Below are 23,247 nucleotides of genomic sequence, written 5' to 3'. Positions count from 1 at the left end.
TACAGGGGTAGGCGTAAATCCCTTGCCCGATTCTCGGGCATAAAAAAACCACGAGGTCGCCAGGGGCGACGCTCGTGGTGGGTGTTGCCGGGCAAGCCCGGCAAACCGTCTGGCCTTACAGCGCCATGTCGTTCGCAGGCTTGCTTTCGACTGGTGCGCTCGGCACAACGGTGGTGCCGACGCTCTGGTCGATCACCGGCGGTTTTTCCAGCTGCAGCACTTCGGCGGTGTAGTTCCACTCTTTTTGGGTGGCGGCGGCCGAATCGTTCAGCTTGGTACCGTAGCTCGGGACGATCTCCTTGATCTTGGCCTGCCACTCAGGGGTGGCGACCTTCTCCTTGAACACGGTTTCCAGCACGTTGAGCATGATCGGCGCGGCGGTCGAGGCACCTGGCGAGGCGCCCAGCAGGCCGGCGATGGTGCGGTCCTGGGAAGCGACGACTTCGGTGCCCAGCTTCAGCACGCCGCCCTTCTCTTCGTCACGCTTGATGATCTGCACGCGCTGGCCGGCCTGCCACAGTTTCCAGTCTTCCTTCTTGGCGTTCGGGAAGTAGGTCTGCAGGGCGGCGAAACGGTCGTCGTCAGACTGCATCAGCTGGCCGGCGAGGTATTCCACCAGCGGGTACTGGTCGATACCGACGCGCGCCATCGGCCACATGTTGTGGGTGGTGGTGCTGCTCAGCAGGTCCAGGTACGAGCCGTTCTTCAGGAACTTGGTCGAGAAGGTGGCGAATGGCCCGAACAGGATCACGCGCTTGCCATCGAGCACGCGGGTGTCCAGGTGCGGTACCGACATGGGTGGCGCGCCGGTCGAAGCGATGCCGTAGGCCTTGGCCATGTGCTGCATGGCAACGGTCGGGTTCTCGGTTACCAGGAACGAGCCGCCCACCGGGAAGCCTGCGTATTCCTTGGCTTCCGGGATGCCCGATTTCTGCAGCAGCTTCAGCGCGCCGCCGCCGGCACCGATGAACAGGAACTTGGCGTCGGTGGCCGATTCGGTACCGTCCTTCAGGTTCTTGTACTCGACGTGCCAGGAGCCGTCTTCGTTGCGGGTGATGTCCTGCACTTCGCTGGACAGCTTCAGGTCGAAGTTCTCTTTGGTCTTCAGGTGACCGACGAACTGGCGGGTGATCTCACCGAAGTTGACGTCGGTGCCGATCGGCGTCCAGGTCACGGCCAGCTTCTGGTTCGGGTCGCGCCCTTCCATCATCAGCGGCACCCACTTGGCGATCTGCGCGTGGTCTTCGGAGTACTGCATCGAACGGAACAGCGGGCTGGCCTGCAGGGCCTCGTAGCGCTGCTTCAGGAACTTGATGTTGTCATCGCCCCAGACGAAGCTCATGTGCGGGGTGGTGTTGATGAACGAGTGCGGGTTCTGCAGCACGCCCTGGCGCACCTGCCAGGCCCAGAACTGACGGGAGATCTGGAACGACTCGTTGATCTCGATGGCCTTGGTGATGTTGACCTTGCCGTCTTTGTCCAGCGGGGTGTAGTTGAGCTCGGCCAGCGCGGAGTGGCCGGTACCGGCGTTGTTCCAGCCGTTGGAGCTTTCTTCGGCGACGCCGTCCATGCGCTCGACCATTTCCATCGACCAGCTTGGTTCCAGCTCGTTGAGCCAGACAGCCAGGGTGGAACTCATGATGCCGCCGCCGACCAGCAGCACGTCGACTTTCTTGGTGTCTGCGGCGTGCGCTTGCATGAAGCTCGCCGCGACTGCCAGACCCAGCAAGGTCTTGCCAGCTTTCTTGAACATTGATCGATTCCAGTCAGTAGAACGGAGGGTGGGCCTGTGGCTGGCCCTGGTTTCCATGTTCTTCAGCGCAGGCTTGTTGTGATCATTGTTCAGCAGCCAGAGAGACATTGGACGCGCCAGCCTTTGGTCGGATTGACCGACAAGGCTGAAACGATTTACGGATTGTAACCGAATTGCCAGCACAAACAAACGCGGGCCGGGGCGTCAATACGACAGGTTGCCACGCGACAAGGCGCCACGCAGGCCGGTGGCGAAGCGCATCGCCAGAAAACAAAAACCCCCGGCCAAGTCCTTGGTCGGGGGTCTTGGATCAAGCCGTAATCGGCCTGATCAGGGGTATCCCAGGATTACTGCTGCTGAGGCAGTTTATCGATCGGGCCGCAGCCGCCGATGATCTTGGAGATGGAAACCGATGGGTGGAACAGGTAGTCGTACGAGCAGTTCTTCGGCTGGTTGTAGACTTGGCCAGTGCAACCGGACAGCAGGGCAACGCCCGAAACGACAGCGACAGCAACAGTAGCTTTGATCAGCTTTTTCATAAAAATCCTTTAAGTCCATGATCCACCATCATGCTGATGGCGCGCGGATCATACGGGAAAATAGCGGTTGAATGAAAGGATTAGCACACCTGCACTAGTTGCAGGCCATAAACTAGCCAGTTTTCAACGCTGCAACTAAGCCTGCTAAATCGTTACAGGCAGCCTAATTGGGCATGAATCTGTAGGCGATCGATTTGCAATAGGGTCCTCTGTAGGAGCGGCTTTAGCCGCGATGCAGGCAACGCGGTTCTGGCACCCGCTTCGCGGGTGATCGCGGCTAAAGCCGCTCCTACAGAGGTCGCGCCAAATCAAAGAAATATGTTGTGCTCCATGAGCGCGCGTTTACCCGCAAAGTATCGAGAGCTGCCAAGGCAGATAAAGCTGACTGCAAAGATCAACTTGGCTGGTTATTCCCTAACCGTCCTACAAGACCATCATCAGACTTTCCTGATTACATGTAGTCCATTTCCGAAGCACACTTCTGCCCCTTTCAAGCCATTGCAGCCGCACGATGCGCGGCCTAGTCTCGGTCCGTCGTTGCCAACTCAACGACCGGCTTTGACAGGCCGAATCTCTCCGAGCACGTGCGCCCCTCATGGCGGCAGTACGTGGGGCACCTCGTGTGCGCCGGGTCTCGGAGTCCTCGGTCTGTCAACCCACGTACCGCTGCCACCCTCTTGTTTGACAGCAAGCTTGTTGCACCACCACCGACTCCGGAGATGCATATGCGCAAGATGGTTCCAGATCCGCCGACACACCTTGGCAACTCCCCGCACCAGATCGAAGACTTGCTGGTTCAAATTGCTGAATACCTTGTCTGCGCCCTCACCGCCGCCTAGCACGCCGCGATGATCCACACCAAACCACCCGGCCAGGTCATGGCATTGACCGCCGTCCACGAAATCGACAGCGCACGCACTTTGGTCGAGATGGCCTTGAGCCGTGTACAGGCAAGGCATTGATCGCGTCACCCCGCGAACAAGGAGAATCGGCATGAGCAACGAAAGGCCCATTACCACTCTCGGCATCGGCAGTTTTGGCGAAAGCGGTGAAATCAACAACGAACAACCGCTGTTTCGAGTCGTACCCGGTCACGCCTTGGACTACGTACTGGAACAATCCACAACATTGATGACTTGTGCCTACACCCTGAGCGATATCGCGCTGACGCAGGACTTGAAGAACGCCCCTACATTGTTAGCCGCCGCACACTATCTCACCAGCATGGCCAAAGCACTGTCGCAAGATGTCTCCCACGCAGTTACGAACACCCCTTCTGTTTAATGAAAAAAGCCCCGCAGTGCGAACTACGGGGCTCTCCACCAAGAGGCAGGACGGGGATCTTGATCCCGTGCCCCTATGCATTGAAATCATTTCGAACTTCATTGCACGCATTCTTTCGAGCGAAAGGGGCGATTCTCTTCAAGGCGCGACAGATACTCAAACAGTGGCACTTAGCCGCATCAACGCCTTGCCTAATAGCCGGTAGTCCATTTCCGAATCGAGCGTTCAGGCCCGCCAACGTATTGCCGCTGGCTGGGTGCTGCTCTAGGCTCTCCCTCGTCGGAGCCCTAGACCAACAGATCATGGTGCTTCAAGAGCTATTCGTAGTGGAGGCCGCAGATGGCTAAAAAAGACACAACAGGCGGTGGGCCGCGAAAACCTTGGGCCAACCCTCTTCAGCGGCTTCATGCAGCAGGCATGGGCTTGGGTGGACGTGACAAGCCAGCAGAGTGGGTTGATGCTGCAAGCATAAATGACCTGACCCGAGAAGAACTCAATGCCAAGTTCGAGACCATCGAGATCAAGATCGATACGCGGGTAGAAGCCATCGCTTCGAAAATCGACGGTTTTCTCGGCGCCCAGACAGAGCGCGACAAGCGTCTGGATGACTCGATTGCAGGTGTGCGTCGAGACATTGTTCGACTAGGGAACCTGAAGCTGAACATCTGGGGCGCCACGCTGACCGCTGTTGCGCTTGGTGTAGCGGTGGCGGCACTGAGCGTGACGCTCTATCAAACAGGTAAAGGCGACATCGGCATCCTGCCTCAGTCGTCATCCGCGATACAGGCCCCCGCCTTGGACCACGCTACACCCGACGCGTAGAAACACGCCGCAGCGAGCTTCTCCCTGAGCTTACCCGCCTCCATAACGACGAAGCCCCCGAAAACTCAACGTTTTCGGGGGCTTCGACTACTTCGCGTATGGCGGAGAGATAGGGATTTGAACCCTAGGTACTGTTGCCAGTACAACGGATTTCGAATCCGTCCCGTTCGACCACTCCGGCATCTCTCCAATGGCGCGCATCATACCAGCGTTTTCGTTTCTGGCAAACCTTTTTTGAAAAAAATTCGCGTGGTATCAGGCGCTTGCGTGAACGCGCCGCTTACAGCGGCACGCCCAGGCGTTTGGCAACTTCTTCGTAGGCTTCGATCACGTCGCCCAAGCCCTGGCGGAAGCGGTCCTTGTCCATCTTCTTGCGGGTCTCTTTGTCCCACAGGCGGCAGCCGTCCGGGCTGAACTCGTCGCCCAGGACGATCTGGCCGTGGAACACGCCGAACTCCAGCTTGAAGTCGACCAGCAGCAGGCCTGCGTCATCGAACAGCTTGCTCAGCACTTCGTTGACTTTCAGCGACAGCTTCTTCATCTCGACCAGCTGCTCGGCGGTGCCCCAGCCGAAAGCGACGACGTGGGATTCGTTGATGAAGGGATCGCCCTTCTCGTCGTTCTTCAGGAACAGCTCGAAGGTGGACGGCTCCAGCTTGATGCCCTCCTCCACGCCCAGGCGCTTGACCAGGCTGCCGGCGGCATAGTTACGCACCACACATTCGACCGGGATCATGTCGAGCTTCTTCACCAGGCACTCGTTGTCGCCCAGCAGCTTGTCGAACTGGGTCGGCACGCCCGCTTCTTCAAGCTTCTGCATGATGAAGGCGTTGAACTTGTTGTTCACCATGCCCTTGCGGTCCAACTGCTCGATGCGCTTGCCGTCGAACGCCGAGGTGTCGTTACGGAACAGCAGGATCAAGCGGTCGGCGTCGTCGGTCTTGTAAACCGATTTGGCCTTGCCGCGGTAGAGTTCGTCGCGTTTTTCCATGATGGGCTCCGCTTGCTTGAGTAGGTGGGCTAGGCGATCTGGCGCCAGTCGAGCCCATGGTCCTGGTTGGCCACCTGGAGCCAGTCCGGGTCGCACCCTAGGGTGTCGACAAAGCACTGGCGGGCCAGATGTGGCAGGTTGTTCTTGCTGCTGAGATGGGCCAGCACCAGGTGCTGCAGGTGCTGCCAGCCCAGCTCGGCCACCAGGCTGGCGGCCTGGTGGTTGTTCAAATGTCCCTGGCTGCCGCCGACCCGCAACTTGAGAAAGTTCGGGTAATGACCGCGGGCCAGCAGGTCACGGCAATGATTGGCCTCGATCAGCAGTGCGTCCAGCCCCTGGTAGCGCGACAACAGGTGGTAGTCGTAGCTGCCCAGGTCGGTAAGCATGCCGAAACGCCGGCGGCCATCGCTGATCACGTACTGCAAGGGTTCGTAGGCGTCGTGCTCGACCCGTGTGGCGCTGACCTGCAGGTCGCCGACCGGCAGTACATCACCACACCCGAGAAAGCCGGCCACTTCCACCGGCTTGCGCAACCCGCGCAACGTGCCTTGGCTCATGTAGACCGGTACATTGTAGCGGCGCGACAGCAACCCCACCCCATGCACGTGGTCGGCATGTTCGTGGGTCACCAGCACCGCGCTCAGTTGCGAGGCCGACACCCCGAGCAGCGCCAGGCGCCGCTCGGTTTCCCGTAGCGAGAAGCCGCAGTCCACCAGGATGAACGTATCACCACTGGCGATCAGCGTGCCGTTTCCCTGGCTACCGCTTCCAAGAACCGCGAAGCGCACTTAACCCAGGTGGTCCTGGATCGCGCTCAGCACGCGGCGGGCTACATCGGCCGGGGCCACGGTGTTGATGTTCTTCTCGACGGTGACCTGAACGTTCTCACCCACCTTGCTCAGGCGTACCTGATAACGCTCGGCACGGGCTTCACGCTCTTCCTTGCTCGGCTCGCTGCCGAACAGGCGGCTGAAGAAGCCAGGCTCCTTCTGCTTGTCGTCGGGCTTTTCGGACAGGTTGATGTAGTACAGGCCCAGGCTGCGGTTGATGTCCTCGACGCGCCACTCGCCCTGCTCCAGGGCACGGCCCACGCCGGACCAGGCACGGTCGAGGTCGGAACCCAGGTACAGCACCGGGTTGCCGCTGCCGTCCTCGCTCAGGCTGACCTGGCTCGGGGCGTCGAAGTCGCGCGCGGCGAGCAGCGATACCGAACCGCCCTTCTCGGCGTTGCGGTTCATGCTGGCGAGCATCTCGTCGACCAGCAGTGCGTCGGCGCCGGTATTGCTGGAGGTGGACGGGAAGCTCGGTTCAGCCGTGCTGCCGGCCGGGCGCTCAACGCTGACCACGTACACTTCGGAGGTGTTGCGCTGCACGCCCGGCTCCATGCGCACACGCACACGGACTTCGCTGTCCGAGCTGCTGGAGGCGCTGGCCAGACGCTGGCCGAGGGAGGCGGACAGCTCGTCGAAACGCTGCCAGGTGGTGCTGAATTCACCGGTCTGCGGACGCTCTTCGGCGATACGGAAACCGTTGTCCTCGAAGAACTGGCGGGTCACCGGCCAGACTTCGGCCGGCGAGCGCTGGGCCAGCACCCAGCGGCTGCTGCCGCTGCGCTGCAGGCTGAAATCGCTGACTTCGGCGGTGGCCGACAGCGGTTGCGGGCGCGGCACTTCGAACTCGCCGGTGGCGCGATCGTCGGCAACGTTGCGCGGGATCGGCAGCAGCGGGTCCATGCGCTTGACGTTGCTGGCGTCCGGCGGCAGCTGCATCGGCGCGGTGGGGTGCGCCTGCAGGTAGTCGCTGCCGCGGTCGCGGAAATAGCCATCCTCGCCCCACAGCCAGCCACACCCACTGGTGCTGGAAATGATCAGGGCGAGCGTGGAAAGACCAGCCAGTCGCTTCATGCGGTGTACTTCCTCGATTAAACCAGTACGCCGGACTGGCGCAAGGCAGTACGGACTTTTTCGTGACAGCCTTCGCTCAGCCAGGTCAGCGGCAGGCGGATACCCTTCTGCATCAGGCCCATTTCGACGAGCGCCCATTTCACCGGAATCGGGTTGGCCTCGCAGAACAGGTCCTTGTGCAGCGGCATGAGTTTTTCGTTGATTGCGCGGGCCTTCTCGGCATTGCCCTCAAGGGCGGCCTCGCACAGGTCGGCCATTTCGCGCGGGGCGACGTTGGCGGTGACGGAGATGTTGCCTTTACCGCCCATCAGGATGAGCTCGACGGCGGTCGGATCGTCGCCGGACAGGACGATGAAGTCCTTGTCGACGCCATCCAGGATGGCCTTGGCACGCTGCAGGTCGCCGGTGGCTTCCTTGATGCCGATGATGTTCTTGACCTTCGACAGGCGGATCACGGTGTCGGCCTGCATGTCGCAGGAGGTGCGGCCGGGCACGTTGTAGAGGATCTGCGGGATGTCGACGGCTTCGGCGATGTGCTTGAAGTGCTGGTACAGGCCTTCTTGCGTTGGCTTGTTGTAGTACGGCACGACGAGCAGGCAGGCGTCGGCGCCGGCATTCTTGGCGTTCTTGGTCAGGTGCACGGCTTCGGCAGTGGAGTTGGCACCGGTACCGGCGATCACCGGGATGCGCTTGTTGCTGTGCTTGACGCGCTCGACCACATGCTTGATGACCAGGATGTGCTCTTCGACGTCCAGTGTTGCGGATTCACCGGTGGTGCCGACAGCGACGATCGCGTGGGTGCCATTTTCCAGGTGGAAGTCTACAAGTTTGTCGAGGCTGTCCCAATCAAGACGCCCTTGTGCATCCATGGGTGTGACCAATGCCACCATACTGCCCGCAATCATGTAACTGCTCCTGCCGGAAAAAGAGAGCGGTAATGGTACTGGCGCCATCGGCCTTGCACAAGCGAAGCAGGCGGGCGGAGCATTCCCCTTCGCGCCGCTTTTCGCTACCCTTGATCCTTTGATCGTTGCAGCGCGGCCCGCCGGGCCGTCGACAGTGCGCCTCGCCTGCGTCCACAGCCATAGAAACTGGCCGGGGCCCGCTGATACAGGAGGCTTGCCCCCGTCCTGCATCGACCGCTCATCGCTTTAGGAATGCTGCATGTCCACCCCCACCGTTCGCGAACAATTCCTCGTCATCAGCGCCTTGGGCCCCAACCCCATGGAGCTGGCCAACGTCCTGAGCCGCGCAGCCTTCGACAACCGCTGCGCGGTGGTCACCTCGCGCCTGACCCGTCACGGCGAAACCAGCGCCCTGGTGCTGCAGGTCGGCGGCAGCTGGGATGCCCTGGCACGCCTGGAGGCCACCCTGCCTGGCCTGGGCAAGAAGCATGGCCTCACGCTGGACGTGGTGCGCAGCGCCGACCAGGAGGTGCGCCCGCAAGCCCTGCCGTACGTCGCCTATGTCAGCGCCGCCTATCGCCCGGACATCATCAACGAGCTGTGCCAGTTCTTCCTCGACCACCGCGTCGAGCTGGAGGCGATGACCTGCGACACCTACCTCGCCCCGCAGACCGGCAGCAGCATGCTCAACGCCCAGTTCACCGTGATCCTGCCGGCCGGCACCCAGATCAGCTGGCTGCGCGACCAGTTCCTCGACTTCGCCGACGCCCTGAACCTGGACGCGTTGATCGAACCGTGGCGCCCACAGAACCCTGTGTAAGGAAGCTCCCATGGCCGTAGCACTCGACCAACCCGTTGCCGATTTCCAGGCCCAGGCCACCAGTGGCCAGGCCGTCAGCCTCGCCGCGCTCAAGGGTCAGCAGGTGGTGCTGTACTTCTACCCCAAGGACAGCACTCCGGGCTGCACCACCGAGGGCCAGGGCTTCCGCGACCAGTACGCGGCGTTCCAGGCGGCCAACACCGTGGTGTTCGGCGTGTCGCGCGATGGCATCAAGTCGCACGAGAACTTCAAGGCCAAGCAGGCTTTCCCCTTCGAGCTGATCAGCGACAAGGACGAGGCGCTGTGCCAGCTGTTCGACGTGATCAAGCTGAAGAAGCTGTATGGCAAGGAATACATGGGCGTCGACCGCAGCACCTTCCTGATCGACAAGGACGGTGTGCTGCGCCAGGAATGGCGTGGGGTGAAGGTGCCCGGGCATGTGGATGCCGTGCTGGCGGCGGCGCAGACCCTCAATCGGATCTGAGCTGCAAGCTCCAAGCTCCAAGCTCCAAGCTCCAAGCTGATCGCAGTATCAGCGCGATCTGCTCTTACTTGCAGCTTGCAGCTTGCAGCTTGCAGCTTGTAGCTTGTAGCTTGTAGCTTGCAGCTATCCTCACAACATCGGCGCGACCGACGACTCCTGCCGCGGCCAGGCATCCAGCACCGCCTTGAACAGCGTCGCCAGTGGGATCGCAAAGAAGATCCCCCAGAAGCCCCACAACCCGCCGAACAACAGCACCGCGCAAATGATCGCCACCGGGTGCAGGCTCACCGCCTCGGAGAACAGCAACGGCACCAGCACGTTGCCATCGAGCGCCTGGATGATCGCGTACACCGCCATCAGGTAGATGAACTGGTCGCCCCAGCCCCACTGGAACAGCGCGATCAGCGTCACCGGCACGGTCACCACCACCGCCCCCACGTAGGGCACCACCACCGACAACCCCACCAGCAGTGCCAGCAAGGCCGCATAATTGAGCCCCAGGCTGATGAAGGCGATGTAGGTGGCGATGCCGCAGATCAGGATCTCGATACCCTTGCCACGGATGTAGTTGGCGATCTGCCGGTTCATCTCCTCCCCCACCCGATTGAGCAGCGTGCGCTGGCGCGGCAGATAGCCGCTGACCCAGCGACCGATCAGCTCACGGTCCTTGAGGAAGAAGAACACCAGGATCGGCACCAGCACCAGGTAGATCATGGCGTTGACCAGCAGCGGCAGGCTCGACAACGAGAAGGTCAGCGCCCACTGGCCGAACTTGCCGATCTCGCCACGCACCGACTCGATGGCGCGCAGTACCTGCTCGTCAGACACCAGGTGCGGGTAGCGTTCCGGCAGCAACAGCAGCAGCGACTGCCATTTGCCGAGCATGCCCGGCAATTCGTTGAACAAGGTGATCAACTGATGCCAGAGCAGCGGCACCAGCACCAGCATGAACACCGCCAGGGCGCCCATGAACAAGGTGAACACCAGCCAAACCGCCAACCGGCTCGGCACCTTCAGCCGCTCCAGGGCGTTGACCAGCCCCTGCATCAGGAACGCCAGCACCATGCCCGCCAACACCGGCGCGAGCATGCCGCCCAACGTCAGCACCACGGTGAAGGCCAGGAACAGCAGGACCGCCAGCACCACTGCCTCCTCGTCGGAGAAGTAGCGCTGCATCCAGTCGCGTAGCACTTTGAACATTGACGATCCTTGGAAAAAGACTCAGGCCTTGCGCAGCCAGTAGGTGTACACCCCGGCTCCAGCCGTTTCATGCAGCAGCGTATGACCGGCAAGCTGGGCGAAAGTGCGGAAGTCGCGTTGCGAACCGGCGTCGGTAGCGATCACCTTGAGCACCGCGCCGCTGGCCAGGCGGTTGAGCTCCATCTTGGCCTTGAGCAGCGGCAAGGGGCAGTTCAGTCCGCTGGCGTCGAGCTCGGCATCGCAGGTCGGGGTATCGCTCATCAGGTACGTCTCCGGGGCGGGGCAAAAAAGTCCCGTAGGATAGCGCCACTGGTCGGCATCGCGCGACCCGGCTACAGTAAGCCTTTTGATCGACGCGAGCTTCTGCATGAATCTACTGCGCCCCACCCTGTTGACGCTGGCCTGCCTGATGGCCCTGCCCGGCCACGCCGATGACCTGCCGTCACTGGGCGACGCCAGTTCCGCGATCGTTTCGCCGCAACAGGAACACCAGCTCGGCCGCGCCTGGCTGAGCCTGCTGCGGGGCCAGGTCAACCAGTTGAACGACCCGCAGCTCAAGGATTACGTCGAGACCACCGTGTACAAGCTGGCCGAGACCAGCCAGGTACAGGACCGCCGCCTCGAGTTCATCCTCATCGACAGCAAGGAACTCAACGCCTTCGCCGCCCCCGGCGGCATCATCGGGGTCAACGGCGGCCTGTTCCTCAACGCCCAGACCGAAGGCGAGTATGCCTCGGTACTGGCCCACGAACTGGCGCACTTGTCGCAACGCCACTTCGCCCGGGGCGTCGAAGCCCAGCAACGCATGCAGTTGCCGATGATGGCAGCGTTGCTGGCCGGCATCGTGCTGGCCGCGGGCGGCGGTGGCGATGCGGGTATCGGCGTGATTGCCGGCACCCAGGCTGCGGCGATCCAGGAGCAGCGTCGCTTCTCCCGGCAGAACGAGCAGGAGGCCGATCGCATCGGCATCCTCAATCTGGAAAAAGCTGGCTACGATCCACGCAACATGCCCAACATGTTCGAGCGCCTGGCACGCCAGTATCGCTACGACGCCAAGCCGCCGGAATTCCTGCTGACCCACCCGGTCACCGAATCGCGGATCGCCGACACCCGCAACCGCGCCGAACAAGCCCGCAAGGATGGCACCGAGGATACCTTGCGCTATCAGTTGATCCGCGCTCGCGTGGCACTGACCTATGAAGGCACCCCGGGCCTTGCCGCCAAGCGCTTCCGCGCCCAGCTCGACGAGAACCCGCAAATGGACGCCGCGCGCTATGGCCTGGCCCTGGCGCAGATCAAGGGTGGCCAGCTCAACGAAGCGCGGGAAAACCTCAAGCCGCTGCTGGTAAAGGCGCCCAACGACATCACCTACAACCTGGCGCAGATCGACCTGGACATCACCAACAACCGCCTGGCCGACGCCCAGCAGCGGGCACAGCGCCTGCAGGGGCTGTATCCGGGCAACTATCCGTTGAAACAGGTACGCGCCGACCTGCTGATCAAGCAGGGCAAGCCGGCCGAGGCGGAAAAGGTGCTGGATGACCTGGTCAAGAGCCGACCGGACGACCCGGACGTGTGGTACGACGTGGCCGAAGTGCGTGGCCTGTCGGGCAATACCATCGGCCTGCACCGCGCCCGTGCCGAGTACTTCACCCTGGTCGGCGACTTCGACCAGGCAATCCAGCAGCTTGACTACGCGAAACGCCGTGCCGGCAGCAACTTCCCGCTGGCCTCGCAGATCGACCAGCGCCAGCGCGAGATCATGGAGCAGCAGCGTATGGTCAAGGAGATGATGGGGCGCTAGGTTCGGCACCGATCATCCTGTAGGAGCGGCGTCAGCTGCGATCACCCGCGAAGCGGGTAACAGACACCGCGGTGCCTGCATCGCGGCTGAAGCCGCTCCTACAGAGATTGCGTCAGGCGTTACCGGACAACTTCAGGCGCGCTGCCTGGGTGAAATCCAGCATGCGATTCAGCGGCTTGATCGCCTTGGGAATCAGCGCCGGCTCGACGAAGATCTCGTTGCTGCCCTGACGCAGGCAATCCAATACCCGCTCCAGCGTGTTCATGGCCATCCACGGGCAGTGCGCACAGCTGCGGCAGGCCGCGCCGTTGCCGGCGGTCGGCGCCTCGACGAATTCTTTATCCGGGCACAGCTGCTGCATCTTGTAGAAGATGCCGCGGTCGGTGGCGACGATGAAGGTCTTGTTGGGCAGGGTCTGCGCCGCCTTGATCAACTGGCTGGTGGAACCCACCGCATCGGCCAGGTCGATCACCGCTTCCGGAGACTCCGGGTGAACCAGGATGGCCGCGTCCGGGTAAAGCGCCTTCATGTCGGCCAGCTGGCGCGACTTGAACTCTTCGTGGACGATGCAGGCACCGTCCCACAGCAGCATGTCGGCACCGGTTTGCTTCTGGATGTAGCGCCCCAGGTGCTGGTCCGGGCCCCAGATGATGGTCTCGCCGTTGTCCATCAGGCTCTCGACGATCTCCAACGCGCAGCTGGAGGTCACCACCCAGTCGGCCCGCGCCTTCACCGCAGCGGAAGTGTTGGCGTAGACCACCACGGTGCGCTCGGGATGCTGGTCGCAGAAGGCGGAGAAGGCTTCCACCGGGCAGCCCAGGTCAAGGGAGCAGGTCGCCTCGAGGGTGGGCATCAGCACGCGCTTTTCCGGGGTGAGAATCTTCGCGGTCTCGCCCATGAAGCGCACACCAGCCACTATCACGGTCTCAGCCGGGTGGTTCTTGCCGAAGCGGGCCATTTCCAACGAGTCGGACACGCAGCCGCCCGTTTCCTCGGCCAGTGCCTGGATCACCGGATCGCAGTAGTAGTGGGCGACCAGCACGGCGTTCTGCCGCTTCAGCTCCGCGGCGATGGCCGCACGGTAGTCGGCTTCCTGCTCGGGCGTCAGCGGATTGGGCTGCTTGGCGTCAAGGTGGGCCTGAACCAAAAGGCGTTCGGAAATCTGGGTCATGATCGCTGGACCTGCGGGGCGCGTGGGCGCGTCAGTCGAGTGTATCACCCGGCCCTGGCAGATCGGCTAACGGTGCCGGACGGCCAGCGTCACGGCCCCTCTGCGGGCGCGGATTATTATCGGACGCGAAGGCTACAGGCAATCGGGGCGATGCAAAAGGGGTTTTTGCGCAGGCAGGCTGGGCGATCGGCGTTGCACCGATCGCGGCGCAAGCCCGCCCCCACGATCGGTGGGCGGGCTTGCACTTGCGAGGTCAGCCTTGCGGCGACAGCGCCGCCAGGTGAGCGCTGATCAGCATGGCGAACTCTTCGACGGTCATCTTCTTGCCGTTGAAGTCGACCATGCCATCGGCGTACTGCAGGCTGGCCACCACATCGCTGCCTTGTACCGTGGCCATGCCGCTCTGCACGGCCATCATGCCGACCATTTCACCGGCCTGGCCGGACTGCTGGGCGATGGCCTGGGCATCGGTTTCGCCTTCGAGCAGTGCCTGCAAGGTAGCCAGGTCACCGATCATCGGCTTGGACACGCTCAGCTTGCCATGCAGCTGCGAGATCAGCTGCTTGCCCAACTGGTCCGGCGGAAGGTCGAACGAGCTTGGGTTGGCGAAGTCCATCGACAGGCTGAAGCGGCTTTCGCCATTGGCGGTCTTGAACGCCAGGCTCTCCAGCGCCAGCTGAGGCTTGCCGGCGAGCATCTTCTGCAAGTCGCCCTGCACCTTCGCCTGCTCTTCGGGGGTCATGTCGAAGGACGGCATGGCTTCACCCTCGGCGGCGGCCTGCTGGACCTCCGGCAGCTTGGTCTGGTACCACTCCATCAAAGCCTGCATGGCCGGGATGTCGATGGACTTCATGGTGAAGACCATCTCGCCGCTGCCCACCTTGCGCCCAGCGTAGCTGATATCGGCGACCTTGTACTCCAGGCGGCCGAACAGCTTGTCCTTCGCTTCGCCCTCGGCGTTGTACAGGTTGTTCTGCTGCAACCCCTTGAGCACCAGCACTTCCTGCTTCGGCCCGCTGGTGATCTGGGCGTCGCCCAGGGCCATGTCGAGGTTGCCGACGTAGATCATGTCGTGGTCGGTCTCGGTGAGCTTGCCACCGATCTTGAAGCCATTGAGCAGGATCTTGACTGGTGCCTGCTGCTCGTCGGCGAAGTTCAGCTCCAGGCGCTCGGCGTTACCGTGGATCGTGACCGCCTTGCCGTCGCGGTCGCTGCCCATCAGCAGTTGCAGACCGGAGAAGTCCAGGACCTTGTCGCCGTCCTGCTCGAGCTTGACCGGGGCCAGGCGGATGTCGCTGTCGATGCCGCCGTCATAGCCCAGGCTGACCTGGGCGGTGACCGGCGCCTTGTCGCCAGCGGCGGTGAACCAGCCGGCGGTGAAGTCATCCTTCTCCAGCGCGCTGTTACTGGTGGCCATCACCGGCATCAGCTTGAATGCCTTGACCCGCGACCAAGGGAATGGGCCGTGCTCGATCTGGTCGACCACACCCACGTCGAAGTTCAGTGCCTCGGCCTCGCCGAGCTGCACGTTCTGGGCCTTGAGGCGGTAGTGCGCGGTGCTGGTGAAGAAGTGCTGCTCCAGCGAGGCCAGCTCGATGGTCATGCTGCCGCCGTTGCCGGCCAGGGCCTTCTTGAGTTCTTCGTTACCGCGCGCGACGGAGCGTTCCAGCTCCGCTGGCAACTGCTTGCCGGTGTACCAGGCGCCTGCGGTGGTTGCGGCGGCGATGGCGACGGCCAGGCCGAGGATGCCTACTGATTTCTTCATGAATAGAACCGATTGCTGTCCATAGGAGGGCGAATACGCGGCCCAGGGAGGTGGCTGCGCAAGGGAGCAAGAATATCACTGACGGCCCGGGAACGCGGCGCTTTCACTGGGTTTTCTGTCTGCCCAAGACTAGCGTGAACCGCGTAGGAGCGGCCTTGCGCCGCGAAAGGGCCGCAAAGCGGCCCCGCGATCTTTGCGGCAACGCTGAATTCCTGGGGCTGCCAAGCAGCCCTTTCGCGGCGCAAGGCCGCTCCCACAGGAAACGGACATGATCAAGAGATTGTCAATTTTTACGAACACCGAAATCGACTTACGCTCCCTGAAACGACAAAAATAAAGCAAAACGCGACCAAAAAACCCGATACCAATAAGGGTCATCTATCCCTTTGTCATGTTTAACTTGACACTCGATCCCCCATCGTTTTTATTTCCCCCACCTTGCACGCGCCCCACTCACGAAGAAGAAAAAAGCGCCGCCATGATGCCCAATCGCCCCAGCCCTCAAGCGCCGCCTTCCTCGTCACGGCACTGCCTGCCCTGATACCCGCGCCCACCCCGCGCACTCCCTCGCTCCAACATAAAAGGTGAACAACATGGAGCCTGTCCGCTCGACCTTGCCGTGCCCGCCGCACGCCGTGCCCATTGTCCAGGATCAGGAGCGCCGCCCGCATGCAGCCTGACCACAGCGCCCCCGGCAACGGCCAATTCCGCAAATCCCTGCGCCTCTGGCACGTGGTGATCATCGGCCTGGCGTACCTCACGCCAATGACCGTGTTCGATACCTTCGGCATCGTCTCGGGCATTACTGCCGGGCATGTGCCCAGCGCCTACATCCTGGCGCTGCTGGGCATCCTGTTCACCGCAGTGAGCTACGGCACCCTGGTGCGACGCTTCCCGCAATCCGGCTCGGCCTACACCTACACCCAGCGCGCCATCAACCCGCATGTGGGTTTCCTGGTCGGCTGGTCGTCGCTGCTGGACTACCTGTTGCTGCCCATGGTCAATGCACTGCTGGCCAAGCTCTACCTGTCGGCGATGTTCCCCGAGGTGCCGGGCTGGGTATGGGTGACCGGGTTCGTCACCCTGATCAGCCTGATCAACATGCGCAGCGTCAACCTGGTGGCGCATTTCAACCTGCTGTTCGTCGTCGTGCAGGTAGCGATCATTACCGTGTTCCTCTACCTTTGCTGGCGTGGCCTGGGCCACGGCGAAGGGCTGGGCACCGCCTGGAGCCTGGTGCCGTTCGCCGATGACCAGACCCAGTTCGCCGCGCTGGCCGCCGGCGCGACCATCCTGTGCTTCTCGTTCCTGGGCTTCGACGCAGTGACCTGCCTGTCGGAAGAGACCCGCAATCCGGGCAAGACCATCCCCCGGGCGATCTTCCTCACTGCCCTGATCGGTGGCGCGGTGTTCATCCTGGTGTCGTACTTCATCCAGGCCTACTTCCCGACCATGGCGCGCTTCCACGACCAGGAAGCAGCCCTGCCGGAAATCGCCCTGTACGTCGGCGGCAAGCTGTTCCAGTCGGTGTTCATCGCCTGCACGGTGATCAACACCATCGCCTCTGGCCTGGCCTCGCAGACCAGCGTCTCGCGCCTGCTGTACGTGATGGGCCGCGACAACGTGATCCCGGCCAGCGTGTTCGCCCGCCTGCATTCGCGCTACAAGACCCCGGTGATGAACATCGCGGTGGTCGGCCTGATCTCGCTGTCGGCGATCTTCTTCGACCTGGTTACCGCCACCTCGATCATCAACTTCGGCGCCCTGGTGGCGTTCAGCTTCGTCAACCTGTCGGTGATCAACCACTGCTATATCCGCGAGGGCCAGAACAAGGGCCTGACGAACAACCTCAAGTATCTGGTGGCGCCGACGATAGGCTTCTGCATCATCGTCTCGCTGTGGCTGGACCTGAACCAGAACTCGCTGCTGTTCGGCGGGATCTGGGCCGCGCTCGGGGTGCTGTACCTGGCCTGGCTGACCAAGGCCTTCCGGGTCGCACCGCCCAACTACGTCGCTGAATGACACCCGCCCACGACAACGCCCGCGCCTGATCGCGGGCGTTGTGCTTGAACCAAAAGGAACGTCACCATGCCGCTGCGTCGCCTCTCCATCCAGTGGAAGATCACCTTGCTGGCCGGCCTGTGCCTGCTGGCCATCGTCGCCCTGCTGGTCGCCACCTCGCTCACCCAGGCCAGGCGCAGCGCGGCGCTGGTCAGCCAGGCCAACGCCGAGATGCTCGAGCACAGCGCGCGCCTGCGCCTGCAGGCCCACGCCGAGACCCAGGCGTTGCGCATCCAGCGCTACTTCATGGATGCCTACCAGTACGGCAACGGCTTCGCGCGCCTGGTGCAGGTACTCAAGGCACGCGGCGACAGCGACCTGCGTGCGGCACTCACCGCCCAGGCCCGCAGCGCCTTGGCGGGCAACCCGAACCTGACCGGCCTGTACCTGGTCTTCGAACCCAATGCCCTGGACCACCAAGACAGCCGCTTCGTCGCCCAGGCCGAGCTGGGCAGCAACGACAGCGGGCGCTTCTCGCTGTACTGGTCGCAATCGAGCCCTGGCGCGCTGCAAGCCGAAGCCATGCCCGAGTCGATGCTCGCCGACACCACGCTCGGCGCCAACGGCTCCCCCTATAACCGCTGGCTGACCTGCCCGCAACAGACCGCCAAGGCCTGCGTGCTCGACCCGTACTTCGACGAGGTCAACGGTCGCCAGGTACTGATGACCAGCATCGCTCTGCCGCTGCTCGAAGGCGGCAAGGTGGTCGGTGTACTCGGCCTGGACATCGGCCTGGACAACCTCCAGCAACTGAGCCTGGACGGCCGCCAGGAACTGTTCGACGGCCAGGGCCAAGTCAGCATCGTCAGCCCTGCCGGGCTACTGGCCGGCAACAGCCGTGACGCCGGCAAGCTGGCCAAGCCCCTGGAACAGACCGTGGCTGACGGCCTGCTGCGCGTCGCCCGACCGTTCACCCCAATCCCCGACGCCGCGCCCTGGCAGGTCCTGCTGGAACTGCCCGAGCAGGTGCTGCAGGCACCGGCGGTGGCCCTCAACCAGCGCCTGGACGCCCACAACCAGAGCGCCAACCTGAGCAGCCTGCTGATCGGCCTGGGCGCGGCGGTCGCCGGCCTGCTGCTGGTCTGGCTGACCGCCCGCGGCGTGACCCGGCCGATCCTCGCCGTGGCTGCGCGGCTGGAGGATATCGCCAGCGGCGAAGGCGACCTGACCCGGCGCCTGGACTACGCCCGCGACGATGAACTGGGCCAGTTGACCGGCTGGTTCAACCGCTTCCTCGACAAGCTCCAGCCGGTGATCGCCCAGGTCAAGGGCTCGCTGCAGGAAGCCCGTGGCACCGCCGATCAATCGGCGGTCATCGCCAGCCAGACCAGCGCCGGCATGCAGCAACAGCACCGCGAGATCGAACAGGTGGCCACCGCCGCCAACGAGATGAGCGCCACCGCCCAGGACGTCGCCCACAATGCCTCGCAAGCCGCCCAAGCCGCCCGTGGTGCCGACCAGGCCGCCCGCGAAGGGCTGGCGCTGGTCGACGCCAATCGCCAAGCCATCGGCCGGCTGGCCAACGGCATGGACACCGCGATGCAGGAGGCACGCGCACTGGAAAGCCGCAGCGAGCAGATCGGTTCGGTGCTGGAGGTGATCCGCGCCATCGCCGAGCAGACCAACCTGCTGGCCCTCAATGCCGCCATCGAGGCTGCCCGCGCCGGCGAGGCCGGGCGTGGTTTTGCCGTGGTCGCCGACGAGGTGCGCAACCTGGCGCAGCGCACCCAGGTGTCGGTGGAAGAGATCCGCCAGGTGATCGAAGGCCTGCAACAGGGTACCCGGGACGTGGTCGAGGCCATGCACGGCGGCCAGCGCCAGGCCCAGGACAGCGCCACACAGATGGAGCAGACCCTTCCCGCCCTGCAACGTATTGGCGAGGCGGTGACGGTGATCACCGACATGAACCTGCAGATTGCTTCGGCGGCCGAGGAGCAGAGCGCGGTAGCCGAAGAGGTGAACCGCAACGTGGCTGGGATCCGCGATGTGACCGAGTCACTGTCGGGCCAGGCCGACGAGTCGGCGCGGATCAGCCAGGCACTGAATCGCCTGGCCAACCAGCAGCAGGCGCTGATGGAGCAGTTCCGGGTATAAGCCGACGCTCATGGCCCCCCCTGTAGGAGCGGCTTCAGCCGCGATCACCCGCACAGCGGGTGCCAGACGCCGCGTCGCCTGCATCGCGGCTGAAGCCGCTCCTACAGGGTCGATGCCCCTCCAAGACTTTCATGTCGTGTTGACGTTCTTTTCACGCTGCCTGCATTAGCGTCGCCTCCCTTACCCGCCGCTCGCCAGATCCGGCCATTTCAGGTGCAACGAGGCATACGTGTCGACTTCTTCTTCCCCTACTCGCAAACGCGTGGACTGGGCCGGCCTAGGCTGGCTGCTGCTGTTCTTCTGGTACTTCTCCGGCGTCACCCAGGCACTGCTGCTGTTCAGCGGCACCACCGGCTTCGCCGGCTTTCGTGACGCCTTCATCCTCAGCAGCCTGTGGCTCGCCCCGGTTCTGCTGTTGCCGCGCCTGACCCGCCCGCTGTCCGCGCTGATCGGGTTGGTGCTGTGGGCTTCATCATTGGTGGGCCTGAGCTACTTCGGCATCTATCGCCAGGAGTTCTCGCAGAGCGTCATCTTCGTGATGTTCGAATCGAACACCGCCGAAGCCAGTGAATACTTCAGCCAGTACTTCAGTGTCACGCTGTGCCTGGCACTGCTGCTCTATACGGCCGTTGCCGTATGGCTGTGGCGACGCATCCGACCAGTCACCCTGCCCCTGCACACTCGCCTGCCACTGGTCGTCGCACTGCTGGCCGCACTCCTGGTCTACCCCTTCTACAAGCAAATGGTCACCCAGGAACGCTCGTTCGCCGATGCCCGGGAAAAGGTCGAACAGCGCATGGAACCCGCCGTGCCGTGGCAACTGGTGGTCGGCTATCGGCAGTACCGCCAGCAACTGGACAACATGCAGGAACTGCTTGACCAGAACGCCGCGCTGCCGCCGCTGCAAGGCCTGAAGGACAGCAACGGCGACACGCCGCGCACCCTGGTGCTGGTACTGGGCGAATCCACCACCCGCGAGCACATGCACCTGTATGGCTACAACCGCGACACCACGCCCAACCTCGACGCCCTGGCCGCCAGCGACAAGGGCCTGACAGTCTTCCGCAACGTCGTCTCGCCGCGCCCCTACACCATCGAAGTGATGCAGCAGATCCTGACCTTCGGCGACGAAGAGCACCCTGATCGCTTCCTCACCGACCCGTCGCTGATCAACCTGATGAAACAGGCGGGCTACAAGACCTTCTGGATCACCAACCAGCAGACCATGACCAAGCGCAACACCATGCTCACCACCTTCTCCCAGCAGACGGACGAGCCGGTGTACCTGAACAACCAGCGCAACCAGAATGCCAGCCAGTACGACGACGTGGTGCTGCCCCCGTTTGAAAAGGCCTTGCAGGACCCGGCGCCGAAGAAGCTCATCATTGTTCATTTGCTCGGTACGCACATGGACTACCGCTACCGTTACCCGGCGCAGTACGAGCACTTCAAGGACAACCAGGGGGCGCCTGCGGCGCTGACGCCAGACCAGGTCGAAACCTACAACTTCTACGACAACGCGGTGCGCTACAACGACTTTGTGGTGTCGAGCCTGATCAAGCGCTATTCGGCGAGCACCCCGAACGGCTTCCTGCTGTACCTGTCCGACCATGGCGAGGACGTCTACAGCTCCGGCAACCATGACCGCCTGGGCCGCAACGAAGGCGATCCGACCCGGCCGATGTACACCATTCCGTTCCTGCTCTGGACGTCACCGAGCTGGCAGGCCAGCCACCCACGCGACCTGCAGGCGGCGGCCGCTCGCCCATACAGCAGCGCGCACCTGATCCATACGCTGTCCGACCTGGCCGGCCTCAGCTACGACCTTTACGAGCCGGCCAAGAGTGTGGTCAGCGATCAGTTCGTCGCCACACCGCGCTGGATCGGCAACCCCTACGCGAAGAATGGCCTGCATGACTTCGATAAATTGCCCACCGGCAAGGCCGACAAGCAGCAGACGGTCAGCAGTGACATACCCAAGCCTGGCAAGATATGAGCAGGAAGTAAGTGACGAGGAGCCTGGCACCGGCTTTGCCGGTGTTCGCCAGCAAGGCTGGCTCCTACGGGGTTGGCGCAATGCCTTTCATCAAGGCGTGGTGATTGCCTGGCGCTTGCGCGCGTAGTCGAGGAAGGCGTCCAGGTCGCCACTGCTGAGCATGCGCGCCACCGCCTTCACCTCATCGACCGGCCAGTCCCACCAGGCCGCCTCGAGCAGCGCCTCGCGCACGGGCTCGTCGAAGCGCCAGCGGATGAACTTGCATGGGTTTCCGCCCACCACCGCGTAAGGCGGCACGTCGCGCGTGACCATGGCACCGGCGGCAACGATCGCGCCATGGCCGATGGTGACCCCGGAGAGAATCATCGCATTGGTGCAGATCCAGCAGTCGCTGCCGATCACCACATCGCCCTTGCTCGGGGCATAGTCCTTGATATCGTCCAGGCCCTTGATCATGGCCGGAAACGGATAGGTGGTCAGCCAGTCGGTGCGGTGCTCACCACCCAGCAAGACCTGCACCCCCGCGGCAATCGAGGTGTAGTTGCCGATACGCAGCACCGCATCGTCACCGAACTCGGTGACCACCGGCGTGCCATAGCTGCCCACGCCCACACTGGCGCGGGGGTAGCTCAAACGGATTTTCTCCGCTGCCCGGTCGAGTTTGTCCATGGCGCGCAGACGCTTGCGCTCCCGGCGATTGATCAGTTTCTGCCAGAGGTTCAAGAAAAGTATCCAGGGGCGAGGTTGGAAGGAGCCATCAACGGTGGAACAACAGGCGCTTGATACGCCGGAAGGTAGTCTTGTTGTAATGGCGCAGTGGAATGCCACGCAGCAGTTCCCAGGCATAGCCCTTGTCCGAGACCACCGCATACTTCAAGGCCTTGTGCACCAGCACCGAACGCCCCCAGGCGTAAGCCGGATGTTCGCGATACGGGGCGATGGTCTTGAGGTCGGCCTCGAGCAGCACCTTGAACTTTCGCGACAGGTTGTTGGGGTGGCGCCGATAACGCGTGACGCATACCGGAAGCTCGTGGATTTCGTAGCCCTGCGAGGCGATACGCAGGGTCATCTGGAAGTCCTGGACCCTGATCGCCGGATCATAGAACTTCGCCGCCCGCATCGCTTCCATGCGGTACAACGAGGCCGGCGCGCCGATCACCACGGCCTCACGCAGGATCTGCTCGAAGCTGAAGGTCTTGATCTCGCTGCGTTGCTGCACCTTGGTGTCGCGGCCGTCCATATCCATGTAGGTGATCAGCGCCCCCACGCACCCGACTTGCGGGTGCTCGTCCAGATAACGGGCACGCACGCTGAGCGAATGCGGCAGCATGATGTCGTCCAGGTCCGGCGTCGACACATAGACGCCACGGGCATGGGCAAGCCCAGTGTTGAGTGCGCCGCTGACGCCCTGGTTGGCCTGGGTGAGGAGCGTGAAGTCGTAGGTTTTCTGCAACTCGCGCAGCATTTCCACGCTGCGGTCGCTCGAGCCATCATCGACGATGATGACTTCGAAGTTCGGGTAATCCTGAGCAAAGATACTCTGCAGGGCCTCCTGCAAGTACTTCTCGGCGTTATAGCAGGGTGCCACGACGGAGATCAGCGGGGGCTGGGTCTCTCTGTGGTGCTCGCTTCCATGTGTCATTGATCTGAGGCG

General features: G+C 62.9%; 19 protein-coding genes, 1 tRNA gene and 2 pseudogenes. 9 read left to right on the top strand and 13 right to left on the bottom strand.

The features are described 5' to 3' along the window. Positions 1-115 precede the first annotated feature (115 nt). Together mqo and NGM28_RS21800 are read right to left on the bottom strand one after the other, a co-directional pair. A complete protein-coding gene (mqo, locus tag NGM28_RS21805; protein ID WP_240063704.1) occupies positions 116-1,753 on the bottom strand; it encodes a malate dehydrogenase (quinone) in 1,638 nt (545 codons plus the stop codon). Positions 1,754-2,100: 347 nt separating this feature from the next. After that, positions 2,101-2,292, bottom strand: a complete 192-nt coding sequence (locus NGM28_RS21800) for a DUF4223 family protein (RefSeq protein ID WP_023630554.1) — start codon at positions 2,290-2,292, stop codon at positions 2,101-2,103. Between the two features lie 993 nt (positions 2,293-3,285). Between NGM28_RS21800 and NGM28_RS21795 the strand changes: the two genes are divergently transcribed. Both NGM28_RS21795 and NGM28_RS21790 read left to right on the top strand, forming a co-directional pair. Then, entirely contained in the window at positions 3,286-3,576 is a 291-nt protein-coding gene (locus NGM28_RS21795) for a DUF3077 domain-containing protein (RefSeq protein ID WP_252091393.1), read from the top strand. A gap of 339 nt (positions 3,577-3,915) precedes the next feature. Continuing rightward, the gene (locus NGM28_RS21790; RefSeq protein ID WP_252091391.1) at positions 3,916-4,398 is read left to right on the top strand and encodes a hypothetical protein; all 483 of its coding nucleotides are present in this window, start codon (positions 3,916-3,918) and stop codon (positions 4,396-4,398) included. A 99-nt stretch (positions 4,399-4,497) separates the two neighbouring features. Here the strand turns inward: NGM28_RS21790 and NGM28_RS21785 are convergent. The 5 genes from NGM28_RS21785 to dapA all read right to left on the bottom strand — a co-directional run bounded on the left by NGM28_RS21785 (position 4,498) and on the right by dapA (position 8,198). After that, positions 4,498-4,587: transfer RNA gene (locus NGM28_RS21785), tRNA-Ser, on the bottom strand. A gap of 91 nt (positions 4,588-4,678) precedes the next feature. After that, the gene (gene purC / locus NGM28_RS21780; RefSeq protein WP_011535129.1) at positions 4,679-5,389 is read right to left on the bottom strand and encodes a phosphoribosylaminoimidazolesuccinocarboxamide synthase; all 711 of its coding nucleotides are present in this window, start codon (positions 5,387-5,389) and stop codon (positions 4,679-4,681) included. Between the two features lie 29 nt (positions 5,390-5,418). After that, positions 5,419-6,177 (bottom strand): MBL fold metallo-hydrolase, encoded by a 759-nt coding sequence (locus NGM28_RS21775; RefSeq protein ID WP_240063750.1) that lies wholly within the window; start codon positions 6,175-6,177, stop codon positions 5,419-5,421. Continuing rightward, the gene (bamC, locus tag NGM28_RS21770; RefSeq protein ID WP_252091389.1) at positions 6,178-7,293 is read right to left on the bottom strand and encodes an NlpB/DapX family lipoprotein; all 1,116 of its coding nucleotides are present in this window, start codon (positions 7,291-7,293) and stop codon (positions 6,178-6,180) included. Positions 7,294-7,310: 17 nt separating this feature from the next. Next, positions 7,311-8,198: a 4-hydroxy-tetrahydrodipicolinate synthase gene (dapA, locus tag NGM28_RS21765; protein WP_011535132.1), complete on the bottom strand. Its 888-nt coding sequence runs from the start codon at positions 8,196-8,198 to the stop codon at positions 7,311-7,313. Between the two features lie 259 nt (positions 8,199-8,457). Between dapA and NGM28_RS21760 the strand changes: the two genes are divergently transcribed. Together NGM28_RS21760 and NGM28_RS21755 are read left to right on the top strand one after the other, a co-directional pair. After that, positions 8,458-9,018 carry a glycine cleavage system transcriptional repressor gene (locus NGM28_RS21760; RefSeq protein ID WP_011535133.1) on the top strand — a complete coding sequence of 187 codons (561 nt, stop codon included), beginning with the start codon at positions 8,458-8,460 and terminating at the stop codon, positions 9,016-9,018. Positions 9,019-9,028: 10 nt separating this feature from the next. Beyond that, complete coding sequence (locus NGM28_RS21755) at positions 9,029-9,502, top strand: peroxiredoxin (protein WP_240063752.1); 474 nt, start codon at positions 9,029-9,031, stop codon at positions 9,500-9,502. 129 nt (positions 9,503-9,631) lie between these two features. Here the strand turns inward: NGM28_RS21755 and NGM28_RS21750 are convergent, their stop codons facing one another. Together NGM28_RS21750 and NGM28_RS21745 are read right to left on the bottom strand one after the other, a co-directional pair. Further along, positions 9,632-10,702 carry an AI-2E family transporter gene (locus NGM28_RS21750; RefSeq protein ID WP_252091387.1) on the bottom strand — a complete coding sequence of 357 codons (1,071 nt, stop codon included), beginning with the start codon at positions 10,700-10,702 and terminating at the stop codon, positions 9,632-9,634. A gap of 21 nt (positions 10,703-10,723) precedes the next feature. Further along, positions 10,724-10,963: a sulfurtransferase TusA family protein gene (locus NGM28_RS21745; RefSeq protein WP_240063754.1), complete on the bottom strand. Its 240-nt coding sequence runs from the start codon at positions 10,961-10,963 to the stop codon at positions 10,724-10,726. A 106-nt stretch (positions 10,964-11,069) separates the two neighbouring features. Here NGM28_RS21745 and NGM28_RS21740 point away from each other — a divergent pair, with 106 nt between their 5' ends. Beyond that, positions 11,070-12,506: a M48 family metalloprotease gene (locus NGM28_RS21740; protein ID WP_240063755.1), complete on the top strand. Its 1,437-nt coding sequence runs from the start codon at positions 11,070-11,072 to the stop codon at positions 12,504-12,506. A 112-nt stretch (positions 12,507-12,618) separates the two neighbouring features. Here NGM28_RS21740 and nadA read toward each other — a convergent pair whose 3' ends face one another. Beyond that, positions 12,619-13,677 (bottom strand): quinolinate synthase NadA, encoded by a 1,059-nt coding sequence (gene nadA / locus NGM28_RS21735; RefSeq protein WP_252091385.1) that lies wholly within the window; start codon positions 13,675-13,677, stop codon positions 12,619-12,621. Between the two features lie 253 nt (positions 13,678-13,930). After that, positions 13,931-15,442 carry a YdgA family protein gene (locus tag NGM28_RS21730; protein WP_252091383.1) on the bottom strand — a complete coding sequence of 504 codons (1,512 nt, stop codon included), beginning with the start codon at positions 15,440-15,442 and terminating at the stop codon, positions 13,931-13,933. 669 nt (positions 15,443-16,111) lie between these two features. Here NGM28_RS21730 and NGM28_RS21725 point away from each other — a divergent pair. The 4 genes and pseudogenes from NGM28_RS21725 (at position 16,112) to NGM28_RS21715 (ending at position 21,593) form a co-directional block, all read left to right on the top strand. Beyond that, positions 16,112-17,464 carry an APC family permease gene (locus tag NGM28_RS21725; protein WP_240063758.1) on the top strand — a complete coding sequence of 451 codons (1,353 nt, stop codon included), beginning with the start codon at positions 16,112-16,114 and terminating at the stop codon, positions 17,462-17,464. A gap of 66 nt (positions 17,465-17,530) precedes the next feature. Then, positions 17,531-18,739 (top strand): annotated as a pseudogene (locus NGM28_RS29045) (cache domain-containing protein); the annotation flags it as partial. A 315-nt stretch (positions 18,740-19,054) separates the two neighbouring features. Further along, a pseudogene (locus tag NGM28_RS29040) lies at positions 19,055-19,597 on the top strand (methyl-accepting chemotaxis protein); the annotation flags it as partial. 229 nt (positions 19,598-19,826) lie between these two features. Further along, a complete protein-coding gene (locus NGM28_RS21715; protein ID WP_252091379.1) occupies positions 19,827-21,593 on the top strand; it encodes a phosphoethanolamine transferase CptA in 1,767 nt (588 codons plus the stop codon). A 90-nt stretch (positions 21,594-21,683) separates the two neighbouring features. Here the strand turns inward: NGM28_RS21715 and NGM28_RS21710 are convergent, their stop codons facing one another. Continuing rightward, a complete protein-coding gene (locus NGM28_RS21710) occupies positions 21,684-22,262 on the bottom strand; it encodes a CatB-related O-acetyltransferase (RefSeq protein WP_252091424.1) in 579 nt (192 codons plus the stop codon). Positions 22,263-22,350: 88 nt separating this feature from the next. Continuing rightward, complete coding sequence (locus NGM28_RS21705; protein ID WP_240063761.1) at positions 22,351-23,235, bottom strand: glycosyltransferase family 2 protein; 885 nt, start codon at positions 23,233-23,235, stop codon at positions 22,351-22,353. Positions 23,236-23,247 lie beyond the last annotated feature (12 nt).

The organism is Pseudomonas sp. MWU13-3659 (assembly GCF_023757525.1).
Classification (GTDB): Bacteria; Pseudomonadota; Gammaproteobacteria; order Pseudomonadales; family Pseudomonadaceae; genus Aquipseudomonas; species Aquipseudomonas entomophila_E.
The sequence above is the reverse complement of the archived record's forward strand: the minus strand, read 5'-3'. Positions and strand labels throughout refer to the sequence as shown.